This is a genomic window from Flavobacterium sp. GCM10022190, from assembly GCF_042656445.1.
Classification (GTDB): Bacteria; Bacteroidota; Bacteroidia; order Flavobacteriales; family Flavobacteriaceae; genus Flavobacterium; species Flavobacterium nitratireducens.
Genome location: NZ_JBHSOQ010000003.1, coordinates 314,044 through 329,509, shown reverse-complemented (window position 1 = coordinate 329,509; position 15,466 = coordinate 314,044). Strand labels below are relative to the sequence as shown.

Genomic DNA, 15,466 nt, shown 5'->3' with positions numbered 1-15,466 from the left:
TGTTTTATTTGGAACTTATTAACGAAAACGTTTGAATTAATAATAATTGGTTAAAATTATAAAAGTAAGGCTTTTAAAGTTAGTAATGTTTCTTAATTTTACCCTTCAAAACTAAAACTATGCTAAAGACAATTAAGAAAATAGGTGTTCTAACTTCTGGAGGAGATTCGCCAGGAATGAATGCCGCGATACGCTCAGTTGTACGTACCTGTGCTTACCATAATATAGAATGTGTTGGTATTTACAGAGGTTATCAAGGAATGATCGAAGGTGACTTTGAAGAGATGGGACCTCGAAGTGTAAATAATATTATTAATAAAGGAGGAACAATTTTAAAGTCGGCTCGTTCTAAAGATTTTAGAACTCCAGAAGGAAGAAAAAAAGCGCACGAAAATTTAGTTAACGCTGGAATTGAAGCATTAGTTGTTATTGGAGGTGACGGAACTTTTACAGGAGCTTTAATATTTAACTCTGAATATAATTTCCCAGTAATGGGAATTCCTGGTACCATTGATAATGATATTTATGGTACAAGTCATACTTTAGGTTATGATACTGCTTTGAATACAGTTGTTGAAGCTATCGATAAAATTAGAGATACAGCCAGTTCACACAATCGTTTATTCTTTGTTGAGGTAATGGGTAGAGATGCTGGTCATATTGCTTTGAACGCTGGAATAGCTGGTGGTGCTGAAGAAATTTTAATTCCTGAAGAAGATTTAGGTTTAGATCGTTTATTAGAATCACTTCAAAAAAGTAAGGCTTCTGGGAAATCGTCTAGTATTGTAGTTATTGCAGAAGGAGATAAGATTGGTAAAAATGTATTCGAATTAAAAGATTATGTGGATGCTAATTTACCAGAATATGATGTTCGTGTATCAGTACTAGGACACATGCAACGTGGCGGTTCACCATCTTGTTTTGATAGAGTTTTAGCAAGCCGTTTAGGTGTTAAAGCAGTAGAATCGCTATTAGAAGGAGTGTCAAACTTTATGGTTGGTTTGAAAAATGATACTGTAAACTTGACTCCATTATCATTAGCAATTAAAGGAAAATCAGAAATTGATCGTGAGTTATTACGTGTTTCTGATATTATTACCACTTAGTAAATAGTAAAGAAAAGTTAATCCTCAATTTGGAGAAATTTTCAATCGAATAATAAACAATAAATAAATAAAAAAGAAATGTCAAAAGTAAAATTAGGAATAAACGGTTTCGGGAGAATCGGAAGAATTGTTTTTAGAGAGTCTTTTAACAGAGACAATGTAGAGGTAGTTGCTATCAACGACTTATTAGATGTAGATCACTTAGCTTACTTATTAAAATATGATTCTGTACACGGTCAATTTAATGGTACTGTTGAAGTAAAAGAAGGAAAATTATATGTAAACGGAAGAAACATCCGTATTACTGCAGAAAGAAACCCAGCTGACTTGAAATGGAACGAAGTTGATGTTGATGTAGTTGCTGAATGTACTGGTATTTTCACAACTGTTGATACAGCAAGTGAGCACTTAAAAGGTGGTGCTAAAAAAGTAATTATTTCTGCTCCTTCTGCTGATGCTCCAATGTTTGTAATGGGAGTAAACCACGAAACTGCAAAAGCTTCTGATTTAGTTGTTTCTAATGCATCTTGTACTACTAACTGTTTAGCTCCTTTAGCTAAAGTTATCAATGACAACTTCGGAATTGTTGAAGGTTTAATGACTACAGTTCACGCTACAACTTCAACTCAAATGACTGCTGACGGTCCTTCTAGAAAAGACTGGAGAGGTGGACGTGCTGCTGCTATCAACATCATCCCATCTTCTACAGGTGCTGCTAAAGCTGTTGGTAAAGTTATCCCTTCTTTGAATGGAAAATTAACAGGTATGGCTTTCCGTGTTCCTACTGCTGACGTTTCTACAGTAGATTTAACTGTAAAATTAGCTAAAGAAACTTCATACGAAGAAATTATGAAAGTTTTAAAAGAAGCTTCTGAAACTAACATGAAAGGTATCTTAGGATATACTGAAGATGCAGTTGTTTCTCAAGATTTCATCTCTGATAAAAGAACTTCAATCGTTGATGCTACTGCTGGTATCGGATTGAACTCTACTTTCTTTAAGTTAGTATCTTGGTATGACAACGAGTACGGATACTCAAGCAAATTAATTGATTTATCAGTTCACATCGCTGGATTAAAATAATAATTTAAATTTGTTAAAAATCCCGTTCGATGCGTCGAACGGGATTTTCTTTTTTAATGCCGCTTTAAAATGTAGTTTTTACATTTTTAAATTGATAGTATGTAATTAATCCAAAAAAAAACTGAAAAATGAAATTAATAGTTGATAGTGGTTCTACTAAAGCCGATTGGATTGCGATAGATGATCACGGAAAAATATTGTTTACAACCCAAACCTTAGGATTGAATCCTGAAATTTTAGAAGGAGATCAAATCATTGAACGTCTTGATGACCGTTTTGACATTCAACAAAATAAAAAATTAGCCACTCATTTGTATTTCTATGGTGCAGGTTGTGGAACTGATAGAATGAAAATTGCTTTGAAAGAAGTATTTCAAAATTATTTCATAAATGCGCAAATTGTAGTAGAAGAAGATACTTATGCTGCAGTATATGCTACTACACCAAAAGACGAAAAAGCAATTGTGTGTATTTTAGGTACAGGTTCTAATTGTAGCTATTTTGACGGTACTGTTTTACACCAAAAAGTACAATCATTAGGGTATATCGTAATGGATGATTCTAGTGGTAATGTGTATGGTAAAGAATTAATTAGAAAATACTATTTTAATAAAATGCCTAAGGAATTAGCGGTTGAATTCGAAAAAGAATACAATGTTGATCCTGATTTTATTAAAAATAAATTATATAAGGAAGAAAATCCAAATGCTTATTTAGCGACTTTTGCTAAATTCTTAATTCAACATAAAGACACTGAATTTTGTCAAAAAATCATTCGTAAAGGAATGAAATCTTTTATCAAGAATTATGTAATGCAATTTGATAATTGTAAAGAAGTTCCAGTGCATTTTGTAGGTTCTATTGCTTTTTATTTAAAAGAGGAATTAGAACGTGCTTTTGATAAATATGATTTACAATTAGGAAATGTGTTGAGAAGACCTATCGATGGTTTAATTTCATATCATATTGCAAACAAATAATAGAAAAAATATGGAGATTGCTATTATTTCTCACGATGGAAAAAAAGTTGACATGGTTCAATTTTTAAATAAGAACAAAGAGATTTTATCTAAAGAAAATGTTCAGCTTATTGCAACTGGTACAACAGGAGGAAGAGCCGAAATTGCTGGATTTAAAGTAATGAAAATGCTTTCTGGTCCAGTAGGAGGTGATGCTCAAATTGCAGCTAGGGTAGCGGAAGGGAAAACAAATATGGTATTCTTTTTTAAAGATCCTCTTGCGAGTCACCCACACGAACCAGATGTTAACATGCTCGTTCGTGTTTGTGATGTGCATAATGTGCCATTGGCAACAAATGAAGCTACGGCACAATTATTATTAGATGCAATTGCTTCTAGATTGTAGCAATTACAGAAATTTCAATATTTACATTTTTTGGCAAACATGCCACTTGAACCGTTTCACGAGCTGGAGCGGTTTTTTCGTTAAAATAAGAACCATAAATAGTATTGATTGTAGCAAAATCGTTCATGTTCATAATAAAAATAGTCGATTTAACTACGTTTTCAAATGTCATTCCTGCAGCTTCAAGAATAGCCTTAACATTTTCCATTACCTGTTTGGTTTCGGCTTCAATAGATGAAGTTACGATGGTTCCATCTTCAGGATTGATAGCGATTTGTCCTGAAGTGTAAAGCATGTTTCCTACAAGTACAGCTTGGTTATAAGGGCCTATTGGTGCTGGAGCTTTTTCGGTAAAAATTATTTTTTTCATTTCTATACTGTCTTAGGTTTAAAAGTAGGTTCAATTATTGTTGGGTTAAAAAAATTATCGGTTAGGATAATTACGTTTTTCCCATTTGATGTCGCTTAACATCCCTGATTTAATTCCAATAAAGAAATTCCAGTTAGCATTAGTTCCAAAAGGAGTCCAGTTGAAACTCATTCTCCAACTAGATAAATCTCTTTCAAAACGGAATTGAGTATAAGTAACTCCTTTTTGAACAAAATCATAACCTGTAGAAATTCCCACTTTCCATTTAGGTGTTAAATCAGTATTGGCAGAAATCATTAAGGAGTTCCCCGATATTTTATTTTCACGGTTGTTATTGCTGTAAGTAAATGCATAGGCAAAAGTCATATCCCAAGGAATTTTTGATTTAAAAAATTCAGAAATCGTATCTTCTCCTTCTTCTTCACTGCCATCAAACATACTCTTTCGATTGTCATTTAAATCCGTGCTGGTTCCAAATAAGTCATCTTCTCGACCACCATTTCTTTCGGTTTGGGTATCTTTGGTTTTATCTTTCTTGTTGTCTTTGTCTCTACTAGATAACGAATAATTTAGGGTAATATTGGCGCTCGTCATTCTGAATAAACTTCCCCCGTTTTCAATATTGTATTTGTTAATTCTTTGACCTGAATTATCAATAGCGTATGGATCTAAGGTTGCGGCTAAATTGGCATTTAATTTATTTTCAAAAAATTGAGCTCCTGTGCTTACACGAACTGGTGACCAAGCTAAATTAGTTACACCATCTGCGTCTAAATTATAACTGGTAGAAAAGTTCAAGTTGTTTAATAACATTACTTTTTTAGCTTCTGTCTTAGTGGTATCTTTATCGGTAACTTTCGCTTCAAAAGTATTGCTTACACTTATTCCTAAAATATTTGAATTGCTTAAACCTGGAGCACCAAAAATTCCGCCTTCAAAGCGCGTATATTGTTTATCCATTCTACCACTTGCGTCAGAAGAGTAGGTATCATAATATTTCTCGAAGCTAGGAGTGTAGGAGTAGGAGAAAGACGGTCGAATGACATGTCTTATGGCTTGAATTTTTTTGTTTTCACCAAAATTAAAAGTACCATAAATTGTGGTTCCTAAACTGGCAGATAAGTTGTAGGTTCTAAAGGCATCAAAACCGTTTACTGTCCTGTCTATTACCGCACTTTGTTCTGTATTGTATTCTTTACGAATGGTTTTAGTATACCAGATTTCTTCGTAGTTTGCAGTTGTTGTGGCGCTAAAGTATTTAAATATTTTAAAGTTTGTACTCAAAGGGATGCTATGTTGGAAACCTACTTTCGCATCTTTAAACATCTGTGGTTTGAAAAATAAAGAATCTGTTGTATTGATATAGTTTCTTCCGTTTAAGTTATATTGTAAGTTGATGTTTTTAATAAATCCTTTTTTTACACCATCTTTTCCAACAAAGGGATACATCCTGTCTAAGCTAAATTGCAAAGTAGGAAGTGTCATATTGATGCTTTCTGTTTGGGTGTTTTGTGAGTGTGTAGCCGATAATGATAATCGGGCTTGTGGTATAGAATTAAATGTTTTTGAATAAGATATCGAAGAACTTAGGGTGTTATTTAATTGAGAACCCATGTTCGTTTGGTTGATCGATTGTTTGAAATATTTACTACTACCTAGGTTTACAGAAGCTGAAAAGCTAGAACTTGGATTCGCTTTTGAGTCTCTTGAATGTGACCATTGTATATTGTAAATATTTTGTTTGGAATAATCTGGGTAGCCTCTTTCGCTAGTGATTAGGTTTTCAAAACGAACGTTGACATTACCTCTAAATTTATATCTTTTAGCATAGGCAGATTCAAATCGCATCCCATAACTTCCGTTAGTGTAATAATCTCCTAAGACAGTCAAATCGTAATTATCGCTTAAAGCAAAATAGTAACCTCCATTTTGTAAAGAGAATCCACGGGTGTTTGAATCATTATAACTAGGTAGTATCAATCCCGAAACGCTAGTTTCTTTGCTCATAGGAAAAAAAGCAAAGGGTAAAGCAATTGGAGTTGGTACATCTGCGATGACCAGATTAGTAAGGCCAGTTATCACTTTTTTACCAGGTATGAATTTTACCTTTGATGTTCTAAAATAATATTCCGGATTGTCTTTGTTAGTGGAAGTCGTAAATCGAGCTCCTTTTAAAAAATAAACCGAATCATTCTCCTTTTTAGTGATGGCTGCTTTTACATTGAACTCTCCTTGGTCTGTTTTGGAATTCCAAATTAATGCTTTTTGGCTTTTAAAGTTAAAGCGAATTGAATCGGGTTCAACCACATTTTCTCCTTGTTTGAAATTGGGGTATTGGGTAAATTTTCCTGTAGAATCCTTGATACGACCAGCATAAACTTCATTCTTTTCATAATCCAGAATGATTTTTCCGGCTTTCAATTCAATATCTTGATAGTAAAGTTCCGCATTGTCGTAAAGGGTAATTAGTTTACGTTTTTGGTCTATTTTAGCATAATTAGTGGCTTTGTATTTTACTTTTCCATCTAAAAATGCTTTTTTCGGTTTTATACTATCAGTTTTGGTGCTGTCTTTTAGCTTTTTTATAGTGTCTTTTATAGTTACTTGGGTATCTTTTGTTTTTGTATCAACTTTTACAGCTTGTTTTGCAGCAATGTTTTTGTTTTTCTTTGAAATATCTTGAGAATATATGTCAACTGTTCCAAAAGTTAGGAAAATTGATAATAAAACGATATGAAATAAGTTTGTGTGCAAAGGGATAAATACTATTTTTGTAAAATTATGGCTTGTTTTTTGAAGTGTCAAACTTACAGATTATTTTTCGCCAAAAATAGTCAATTAATCAATTTATAGTCGTAGTCTTTAATTAAAATTAACTTTAAAATTTATGTTTGTAATTAATAAAACAAAAGTTGTACTGTCTTTTATTCTTCTTTTTTTCGCTTTTACTAATTATAGTCAGTCCGGGAATTTTAAAGTGACTCTTGATGCAGGTCATGGAGCGCATGATTTTGGAGCTTCCTATAATGGTCATGTCGAAAAGAATATCAATTTGGCAGTAGCACTAAAAGTAGGTAAGTTATTAGAACAAAATCCGAAAATTGATGTCATTTATACTCGTAAAACTGATGTGTTTATAGATTTAGTGGAAAGAGCTAATATAGCGAATAGAGCCAATGCAAATATTTTTGTATCCATTCACTGTAATGCAAATAGGAACACTGTTGCTGATGGAACAGAAACCTATGTGATGGGTATGACAAAAGTGGCGTCTAACTTAGAAGCAGCTAAAAGAGAGAATTCTGTAATTACGCTTGAAAAGGATTATAAACGAAAATACGAAGGTTTTGATCCTAATTCGCCAGAAACTATGATTGGTTTTACATTGATGCAGGAAGAATATTTGGATAATAGTATTTCGTTAGCGAGTAAGATAGAAGAAGAATTTGCTGCAATAGGAAAAAAAATCAGAGGAGGTGGTGTAAAACAGGCTCCATATATGGTTTTGCATAAAGCATACATGCCAAGGGTTTTAATAGAGATGGGTTTTATCTCAAATTACACCGAAGGAAACATTCTTGATTCTGAAGAAGGGCAGAACGAAATTGCTAGAGCTATAGCAAATGCGATTTTGAGCTATAAAAAAGAATATTTTGGTACAGGTGAATCTGAACCTGAGGTAAAACCAGCTCAAAGAATGCATGAACATAATAGTAATACCTCAAGACCGGATAGTATCAAATCATCTTCGGATTCAGTAGGAGCTAAAAAATCAGTTTCTACTAAGGCGAATTCTGATGTAGTATTCAAAGTTCAATTAGCTGTTTCCAATAGAAAATTGGAGTTACATCCAAAAAATTTTAAAGGTTTGAAAAATGTAACTATGGAACCACTAGGTAAGAGTTATAAATACACCTATGGAGAAACTGCTGATTATGAGGATTCCAAAAAACTTTTAGAGGAAGCAAAGTCTAAAGGATATACTTCAGCATTTTTGATTGCTTATAAAAATGGAACTAAAATCGATATTCAAGATGCTATTAAATAACGTAGGGTTCTAATTATTTATATTAAATTTGCACTAAATACATATATTTTGAAATTAACAAGAGAAATTAAGACTGCGATTTTAGTAATCTCAGCAATATTATTATTTATTTGGGGTTATAGTTTTTTAAAAGGTAGAGACCTATTTAATAGTTATACAACTTTGTATGCTGAATACGATAGTGTTGAAGGTTTATCGCCTTCTGCTCCTGTCACCATAAATGGATTAGTAATTGGTAAGATTGAACGAATTACAATTGATCCTAATACGGGTAAATTATTGGTGGAGATGCAAATTAAAACTGATTTTCCAATTTCTAAAAAGAGTTTGGCAACGATATATGAGCCAGGATTTATTGGAGGAAAGCAAATAGCTATTGAACCTGATTTTTCAGATAAAACAACAATAGAACAAGGCGACAAGTTAGTTGGAAATGTTCGATTAGGGATGACAGAATCTTTAAGTAAAAAATTAGTTCCGCTTCAAGATAAAATTGAAAAACTCTTAGTGAATGCCGATAATATGTTGACTAGCGTGAACACTATATTGGATAAAAATACACAAGAAAACATCAAGAAAAGTCTAGCGGAATTGAGTAAAACAATGGAACAATTTCATCAAGCTTCTGCGGGTGTTAACTCATTGATTGCTGATAATAAAACACAGATTAAAGGCATGGTTGCTAACTTTAATAAAGTTTCGGGTAATTTTTCTAAAATTTCCGATTCCATCAATAAAGCTGATTTAGGTAAAACCATTAAAAGTTTAAATACCACATTGGCTAAAGTAAATGGAATCATGGCAGGTTTAGAAGCAGGAAATGGAAGTATGGGAAAAATGCTTAAAGACGATGCTTTTTACACCAATTTATCGAAGACCTCAAAAGAGTTAGAATTACTACTTCAGGATGTACGTTTATATCCTACTCGTTATATCAATGTTTCTCTTTTTGGTAAGAAAAACAAGCCTTACACAGGACCAAATGATTCTATTGTGAAAGCTAAAAAATAATATTCGATGAGTTATTTAGACAATATTTTATTTGCTATCGTTTTAGTTGTAAGTATCGGGTATTTTGCTAAAAATGTAAAAAAAATCTTTAGAAATATCAGACTAGGACAAAATGTAGACCGTACTGATAATTCGGCAGCAAGATGGAGAAACATGACATTGGTGGCTTTAGGTCAAAAAAAGATGTTTACCAGACCCATTCCAGCTTTGTTACATTTTATGTTATATGCTGCTTTTGTTATTACCCAAATTGAACTTTTAGAAATTATTGTTGATGGTTTGTTTGGAACACATCGTTTCTTTAAAATAGGTTTGGGAGGATTTTATACGTTTCTAATCAGTTTTATAGAAATTCTTTCATTACTAGCCCTAATTGCAACAGTCCTTTTTTTAATAAGAAGGAATCTTTTAAAATTACCACGCTTAAATAAGGAAGAGTTATTAGGATGGCCTAAAAAAGATGCTAACTTAATTTTAATTATGGAAATTATTTTAGTGTTGTGCATTTTTACCATGAACGGTACTGACGAAGTCTTGTATTCATTAGGGAAGTCACATTTTGAAGGGATAGGATCGTTTAATTTTGCTATTTCACAATTTTTAGGTCCTGCTTTTTTTGGAGGTATGAGTGAGGGTACTTTGCCTATTTTAGAAAGAATCGGGTGGTGGGGTCATTTTTTAATGGTCATGGCATTTTTAAACTATTTGTATTATTCTAAGCATTTACATATTCTTTTAGCTTTCCCCAATACCTATTTTGCTAATTTAAAACCTCAAGGTGAATTTGATAATTTAGAAGCTGTAACTAAAGAGGTAAAATTAATGATGGATCCTAATGCTGATCCATTTGCAACTCCTGCAGAAGGGGCAGAAGTTCCAGCAAAATTTGGAGCAAGTGATATACAAGATTTAAACTGGGTTCAATTATTAAATGCTTATACATGTACCGAATGCGGTAGATGTTCTTCAGTTTGTCCAGCAAATACAACGGGTAAAAAATTATCTCCTCGTAAAATTATGATGGATACTCGCGACAGAATGGAAGAAGTAGGTCGAAATATTGATGCTAATAAAGGTGTTTTTGTTCCTGATAATAAGTCTTTGCTAAATGATTATATCACGCCTGAAGAACTTTGGGCTTGTACTTCATGTAATGCTTGTGTAGAAGAATGTCCAGTTAGTATCAGTCCGTTATCAATCATTATGGATATGCGTCGTTATTTAGTAATGGAACAAAGCGCTGCTCCAGCTGCTTTAAATTCAATGATGACTAATGTCGAGAACAATGGAGCGCCATGGCCATACAATCAGCAAGACCGATTGAATTGGAAAAATGAATTATAATTGGTTTGTAGATTTTAGTTGGAATGTCATTATTCGCAAACAATAAAAAAACTACTAACAACAAACAATAAATATAAAAGAATGTCAGAAAATTTGATAGTACCTACAATGGCAGAAATGCTGGCCCAAGGAAAACAACCTGAAGTTTTATTTTGGGTAGGTTGTGCAGGAAGTTTTGACGATAGAGCCAAAAAAATCACGAAGGCTTTTGTACGTATTTTAAATAGTGCCAATGTTTCTTTTGCAGTTTTAGGAACAGAAGAAAGTTGTACGGGTGATCCGGCCAAAAGAGCGGGTAACGAATTTTTGTTTCAAATGCAGGCAATGATGAATATCGAAGTGCTTAATGCTTATGAAGCTAAAAAGATAGTTACGGCTTGCCCACATTGTTTTAATACATTAAAAAATGAATACCCTGAATTAGGTGGGAAATACGAAGTAGTTCATCATACAGAGTTTTTAAAATCCTTATTAAATGATGGACGATTAACTATCGAAGGAGGTCAGTTTAAAGGAAAAAAAATTACTTTTCACGACCCTTGTTATTTAGGTAGAGCGAATAAAGTTTATGAAGCACCACGTGATTTAATTGAAAAATTAGATGTGGAATTGGTAGAGATGAAACGTTCTAAAGCGAATGGATTATGCTGCGGTGCAGGTGGAGCACAGATGTTTAAAGATGCTGAAAAAGGAAATAAAGAAATCAACATCGAAAGAACAGAAGATGCACTAGAAACCACTCCTGATATTATTGCAACAGGATGTCCATTTTGTAATACCATGATGACAGATGGAATTAAGCATAAAGAAAAAGAGGGAGATGTGAAAGTGATGGATATTGCGGAGTTAATCGCTAATGCACAGGATTTATAGTCAATATCTATAAGGTTTACTATTGAAATTATTACATCTGAAATCTAAAATCAACAATTTAAAAACAAAATCAAAATGTACGTACCATTTGAAAATTTACCAGAAGATTCCAGAATTTGGATTTATCAATCGAATAGAAAGTTTTCGGATGCCGAAATTTCAGAAATAACGAATGATTTAGAATTGTTTTTGAATGGATGGGCGGCACACGGAACCAGTTTAGAAGCTTCTTATCAAATTAAATACAATCGTTTTATTATCATAGCAGTCAATCAAGAAGTACAGGCTGCAACTGGATGTTCAATCGATGCTTCTGTTGCTTTTATTCAAAAATTAGAGCAAAAGTACAGTGTTGATTTGTTAGATAAAATGAATGTTACCTTCAAACTAGGTGAACATATTGCTCATAAGCCTCTGATTGATTTCAAGAAAATGGTAAAGGACAAAGCGGTTACACAAAATACAATTGTATTCAATAATTTGATTAATACTATTCAGGAATATAATGATTCTTGGGAAGTGCCCGCAATAGACAGCTGGCACAGCCGTTTCTTTTAAACCAAATTAAAATATTCTTTTATGAAAAATAGAGACATCAGGATTATACTTCTTTATGTCTTATTTTTTTTTGTAGCAGCTTGTAGTACAACAAAAAAGAATAAGCAGGCTGTTGTATTGGGTAAAAATCCCGTTGTAACAAATCTAAACGAAACGCAACCTGAGATTTCTTTTGCCAAATTAAATCAGCTATACAATCAATTAAATGCTGTTTCAAATGAATCAGAACAATACCATTTGTTTGAAAAAGCAATCACTGTTTTGAAGACTGAGAAATTGGTTTTGCCTATTCGAAATTTAGAAAAACAGCAAATTGCTTATGTAAAATTGGGCGATGCACCCAATGATATATTTTTAACCACTTTACAGCAGTATACAGCGGTTACTGAGATTAAGGAGGAAAATCTAGAGCTTTTAAATGAACAATTGAATCCATTTTCAACAGTTATTATAGGTTATCATTCTTCTAATGCAAATTCGAGTAGTCTTTCATTTTCAGCAGAAGAACTGAAAATCATTAAAACGTTGGCACAAAATCATGTGGTTGTTTTAGATGTTTTTGCTTCGCCTTCTATTTTAACTTCATTAAAAGATTTTAGTTCGATTGATGGCGTGGTGGTTTCTTATCAAAATTCAAAAATAGCCCAAATTGTTTCGGCCGAATTACTATTTGGTGCTATTAGTTCGCAAGGGAAATTACCCATTCATTTATCTTCTGATTTTTATGAAAAATTTGGTTTAACGACCGATATATTAGATGTTTTAGGTTTTTCTACTCCTGAAAATGTCGGAATGAAAACGGAGGTTTTGTCTAAAATTGATGGGATAGCTCAAAAAGCAATGGATAAAAAAATGACTCCGGGAATGCAAATTCTTGTCGCTCGAAAAGGAAAAGTTATTTATCAAAAGGCTTTTGGTTTTCATACATATCAAAAAGATTTAAAAGTATCTAATTCGGATATTTATGATTTGGCTTCGTTGACTAAAATTATAGCGACTTTGCCTAATGTAATGCAGCAATACGATCAAGAAAAGTTAACTATGGAAACGCCTTTGGATTTGATGTTGCCTATTTTTAAAAACACTAATAAAAAAGATATTACATTCAAAGAATTGTTGTCGCATTATGCCCGTTTACAAGCTTGGTATCCTTTTTATAAAAATACTTTAGATAGGAAAGGAAATCCAAAAGAGGCTTATTATCAAAAAGTAGGTGATGCCAATTTTTCTATCAAAATTGCCGATAGTTTGTATTTACGTACCGATTATCAAGATACTATTATGAAGATTATTGCCGATAGTAAACTTTTGCCACAAAGAGTTTATAAATACAGCGACTTTACCTTTATGATTTTGAAAGCTTATTTGGAACATGTTACAGGAAAACGATTGGATATTTTGGCTGCTGAAAATTTCTTTCAGCCAATGGGTTTAAATAATTCTATGTACAATCCAATTGAGAAAATCGATAAAAATCGTATTGTGCCAACAGAGGTAGATACTTATTTTAGGCATCAGATTGTGCAAGGTTATGTACATGATCTGGGAGCAGCCATGCAAGGAGGAATAGGAGGACATGCTGGATTATTTTCAAATAGTATGGATGTGGCTAAGATGATGCAACTGTATTTGCAAAAAGGAAGTTATGGTGGAAAACGGTATTTTTCAGAACAAACATTTGATGATTTTAACAACTGTTATTATTGTTCGAATGGAAATAGAAGAGGAATTGGTTTTGACAAACCGCAATTAGGTGATTCAGGACCTACTTGTGGGTGTGCATCGATGACTAGTTTTGGTCATACTGGTTTTACAGGAACGATGGCTTGGGCCGATCCTGAAAAGGAAATTGTGTATGTTTTTCTGTCCAATCGCACTTTTCCTAGCGAGGCAGAGAATAAATTATCGAAAGAAAATATAAGAGAAAATATTCAATCGATTATATATGAGGCAATTGATGCTTCTATTGATGGCAAATAAATAGGAAACTAGTTTTAGTTTTCTTTTAAGAAAAGACACTCTTATTTTTATTAATTTAGGCGTATTAAAAATTACAGATGAAAATAGCAATTGTTTGTTATCCAACCTTTGGTGGAAGTGGTGTAGTCGCTACAGAATTAGGTTTAGAGTTAGCTCGTTTAGGACATGAAGTTCATTTTATAACCTACAGTCAGCCAGTGCGTTTGGCTTTATTGAATCCAAATGTGCATTATCATGAAGTAAACGTTCCAGAATATCCTTTGTTTCATTATCAACCTTATGAATTAGCTCTATCAAGTAAATTAGTTGATATGGTTAAATTGTACAAAATTGAAGTTTTGCATGTACATTATGCAATTCCTCATGCTTATGCGGGTTATATGGCAAAGCAAATGTTAAAGAACGAGGGAATCGAAATCCCAATGATAACTACTTTGCATGGTACAGACATTACTTTGGTTGGAAATCACCCATATTACAAACCCGCAGTGAGTTTTAGTATCAATAAATCAGATGTGGTAACTTCTGTTTCTCAAAGTTTGAAAGACGATACGTATAAGTTATTTAAAATCAAGAGAGATATTCATGTGATTCCTAATTTTATCGAATTGGATAAAAGCAGAGAATTTACAGGACCATGTCAGCGTTCTTTGATAGCTAAAAAAGAAGAGCGTATCATTACGCATATTAGTAATTTTAGAAAGGTGAAACGCATTCCAGATATCATTCGAATATTTCATAAAATCCAAGAACAAATTCCAGCCAAATTATTAATGGTAGGGGATGGTCCTGAAAAAGAAAAAGCCGAATATTTGTGCCAGGAATTAGGAATATTAGACAAGGTCATTTTCTTTGGAAACAGTAACGAAATCGATAAGATTTTAAGCAATTCAGATTTATTTTTATTGCCTTCAGAAACTGAAAGTTTTGGATTAGCAGCATTAGAAGCAATGGCGTGGGGCGTTCCTGTAATTTCAAGTAATTCAGGAGGGTTACCAGAAGTTAATTTTGATGGCGTTTCGGGGTATTTGAGTAATGTAGGTGAAATTGACGAAATGGCTCAAAATGCCCTGAAAATCCTAAAAGAGGATACTGTTTTGTGTCAATTTAAGAAAAACGCTTTATCGATAGCAAATAAGTTCGATATCAAACTTATTTTGCCATTGTATATTGAAATCTATGAAAAGGCGATTAAGAAGTATCAAAAAAAATCCAAACATTTGTCTAAACCAGAGCATGATTAATACCATTAGAAAATGAAAAAAAGTATTTTATTAGTATCTGTTGCTGTGTTATTCTTGTTTTCTTGTAAATCAACAACAAATACTAATGGGAAAAAAGTCCTTTATGAAGTTTTACTACAGCAAAATGATGGTGGGGGAAATATTAATTTTTACGAAATTCTAACTGAGGCGAAAGAGATTAAAATGTTGCAAAATGATAAAAAGTTGAAAGGAAAAATCAGTACGGATGATTTGCAACAGTCCAACTTTGTAATTCTTAATATGGGGCAAAAACCTACTGGTGGTTATGCAATAACAGTAGAAAGTGTTACTGAAACCGATAAAAATATTGTTATTAAGGTCAAAGAAATTAATCCAGATTCAGGAGCTATGGTTACACAAAATATTACTTATCCTTATACGGTAGTCAAAATTAACTCGAAAAAACCTATTACAGTACAATAAAAAATGCCACTATTTCTAGTGGCATTTTTGGTCGTAGTAA

The 15,466-nt window shown here is 32.8% G+C and carries 14 protein-coding genes; 12 read left to right on the top strand and 2 right to left on the bottom strand.

The window, feature by feature from the left end; all coding sequences use genetic code 11:
* Positions 1-119 precede the first annotated feature (119 nt).
* From pfkA to ACFPTQ_RS11525, 4 genes are all read left to right on the top strand, one after another.
* On the top strand, positions 120-1,106 hold the full coding sequence (pfkA, locus tag ACFPTQ_RS11540; RefSeq protein WP_379777685.1) for a 6-phosphofructokinase: 987 nt from the start codon (positions 120-122) through the stop codon (positions 1,104-1,106).
* A 78-nt stretch (positions 1,107-1,184) separates the two neighbouring features.
* Positions 1,185-2,189 (top strand): type I glyceraldehyde-3-phosphate dehydrogenase, encoded by a 1,005-nt coding sequence (gap, locus tag ACFPTQ_RS11535; RefSeq protein WP_278035843.1) that lies wholly within the window; start codon positions 1,185-1,187, stop codon positions 2,187-2,189.
* 128 nt (positions 2,190-2,317) lie between these two features.
* The gene (locus ACFPTQ_RS11530; RefSeq protein WP_379777682.1) at positions 2,318-3,169 is read left to right on the top strand and encodes an N-acetylglucosamine kinase; all 852 of its coding nucleotides are present in this window, start codon (positions 2,318-2,320) and stop codon (positions 3,167-3,169) included.
* Between the two features lie 10 nt (positions 3,170-3,179).
* Complete coding sequence (locus ACFPTQ_RS11525) at positions 3,180-3,554, top strand: methylglyoxal synthase (protein ID WP_278035841.1); 375 nt, start codon at positions 3,180-3,182, stop codon at positions 3,552-3,554.
* Here ACFPTQ_RS11525 and ACFPTQ_RS11520 read toward each other — a convergent pair.
* Both ACFPTQ_RS11520 and ACFPTQ_RS11515 read right to left on the bottom strand, forming a co-directional pair.
* Positions 3,544-3,924 carry a RidA family protein gene (locus ACFPTQ_RS11520; protein ID WP_379777680.1) on the bottom strand — a complete coding sequence of 127 codons (381 nt, stop codon included), beginning with the start codon at positions 3,922-3,924 and terminating at the stop codon, positions 3,544-3,546. The two genes, ACFPTQ_RS11525 and ACFPTQ_RS11520, sit on opposite strands and share 11 nt — an antisense overlap.
* 54 nt (positions 3,925-3,978) lie before the next feature.
* Positions 3,979-6,729, bottom strand: coding sequence for a putative LPS assembly protein LptD (locus ACFPTQ_RS11515; RefSeq protein ID WP_379777678.1), 2,751 nt, complete (start codon positions 6,727-6,729; stop codon positions 3,979-3,981).
* A gap of 82 nt (positions 6,730-6,811) precedes the next feature.
* On the opposite strand from ACFPTQ_RS11515, the gene ACFPTQ_RS11510 reads away from it, so the two are divergent.
* The 8 genes from ACFPTQ_RS11510 to ACFPTQ_RS11475 all read left to right on the top strand — a co-directional run bounded on the left by ACFPTQ_RS11510 (position 6,812) and on the right by ACFPTQ_RS11475 (position 15,426).
* Complete coding sequence (locus ACFPTQ_RS11510) at positions 6,812-7,972, top strand: N-acetylmuramoyl-L-alanine amidase family protein (protein WP_379777677.1); 1,161 nt, start codon at positions 6,812-6,814, stop codon at positions 7,970-7,972.
* Positions 7,973-8,020: 48 nt separating this feature from the next.
* Positions 8,021-8,983 (top strand): MlaD family protein, encoded by a 963-nt coding sequence (locus ACFPTQ_RS11505; RefSeq protein WP_379777676.1) that lies wholly within the window; start codon positions 8,021-8,023, stop codon positions 8,981-8,983.
* A 6-nt stretch (positions 8,984-8,989) separates the two neighbouring features.
* The gene (locus ACFPTQ_RS11500) at positions 8,990-10,327 is read left to right on the top strand and encodes a 4Fe-4S dicluster domain-containing protein (protein ID WP_379777674.1); all 1,338 of its coding nucleotides are present in this window, start codon (positions 8,990-8,992) and stop codon (positions 10,325-10,327) included.
* 81 nt (positions 10,328-10,408) lie between these two features.
* Positions 10,409-11,200, top strand: a complete 792-nt coding sequence (locus ACFPTQ_RS11495) for a (Fe-S)-binding protein (protein ID WP_379777672.1) — start codon at positions 10,409-10,411, stop codon at positions 11,198-11,200.
* Positions 11,201-11,275: 75 nt separating this feature from the next.
* Positions 11,276-11,758 (top strand): ABC transporter ATPase, encoded by a 483-nt coding sequence (locus ACFPTQ_RS11490; RefSeq protein ID WP_278035834.1) that lies wholly within the window; start codon positions 11,276-11,278, stop codon positions 11,756-11,758.
* A 21-nt stretch (positions 11,759-11,779) separates the two neighbouring features.
* On the top strand, positions 11,780-13,738 hold the full coding sequence (locus ACFPTQ_RS11485; protein WP_379777670.1) for a serine hydrolase domain-containing protein: 1,959 nt from the start codon (positions 11,780-11,782) through the stop codon (positions 13,736-13,738).
* Positions 13,739-13,815: 77 nt separating this feature from the next.
* The gene (bshA, locus tag ACFPTQ_RS11480; protein WP_379777668.1) at positions 13,816-14,982 is read left to right on the top strand and encodes an N-acetyl-alpha-D-glucosaminyl L-malate synthase BshA; all 1,167 of its coding nucleotides are present in this window, start codon (positions 13,816-13,818) and stop codon (positions 14,980-14,982) included.
* Between the two features lie 12 nt (positions 14,983-14,994).
* On the top strand, positions 14,995-15,426 hold the full coding sequence (locus tag ACFPTQ_RS11475) for a protease complex subunit PrcB family protein (protein WP_379777666.1): 432 nt from the start codon (positions 14,995-14,997) through the stop codon (positions 15,424-15,426).
* The last annotated feature ends 40 nt before the right edge of the window (positions 15,427-15,466 follow it).

What these genes read in the sequence shown, in the direction of transcription:
- pfkA (WP_379777685.1), top strand. Translation starts at nt 120, where the DNA reads ATGCTAAAGACAATTAAGAAAATAGGTGTTCTAACTTCTGGAGGAGAT.
- gap (WP_278035843.1), top strand. Translation starts at nt 1,185, where the DNA reads ATGTCAAAAGTAAAATTAGGAATAAACGGTTTCGGGAGAATCGGAAGA.
- ACFPTQ_RS11530 (WP_379777682.1), top strand. Translation starts at nt 2,318, where the DNA reads ATGAAATTAATAGTTGATAGTGGTTCTACTAAAGCCGATTGGATTGCG.
- ACFPTQ_RS11525 (WP_278035841.1), top strand. Translation starts at nt 3,180, where the DNA reads ATGGAGATTGCTATTATTTCTCACGATGGAAAAAAAGTTGACATGGTT.
- ACFPTQ_RS11520 (WP_379777680.1), bottom strand. Translation starts at nt 3,924, where the DNA reads ATGAAAAAAATAATTTTTACCGAAAAAGCTCCAGCACCAATAGGCCCT.
- ACFPTQ_RS11510 (WP_379777677.1), top strand. Translation starts at nt 6,812, where the DNA reads ATGTTTGTAATTAATAAAACAAAAGTTGTACTGTCTTTTATTCTTCTT.
- ACFPTQ_RS11500 (WP_379777674.1), top strand. Translation starts at nt 8,990, where the DNA reads ATGAGTTATTTAGACAATATTTTATTTGCTATCGTTTTAGTTGTAAGT.
- ACFPTQ_RS11495 (WP_379777672.1), top strand. Translation starts at nt 10,409, where the DNA reads ATGTCAGAAAATTTGATAGTACCTACAATGGCAGAAATGCTGGCCCAA.
- ACFPTQ_RS11490 (WP_278035834.1), top strand. Translation starts at nt 11,276, where the DNA reads ATGTACGTACCATTTGAAAATTTACCAGAAGATTCCAGAATTTGGATT.
- ACFPTQ_RS11485 (WP_379777670.1), top strand. Translation starts at nt 11,780, where the DNA reads ATGAAAAATAGAGACATCAGGATTATACTTCTTTATGTCTTATTTTTT.
- bshA (WP_379777668.1), top strand. Translation starts at nt 13,816, where the DNA reads ATGAAAATAGCAATTGTTTGTTATCCAACCTTTGGTGGAAGTGGTGTA.
- ACFPTQ_RS11475 (WP_379777666.1), top strand. Translation starts at nt 14,995, where the DNA reads ATGAAAAAAAGTATTTTATTAGTATCTGTTGCTGTGTTATTCTTGTTT.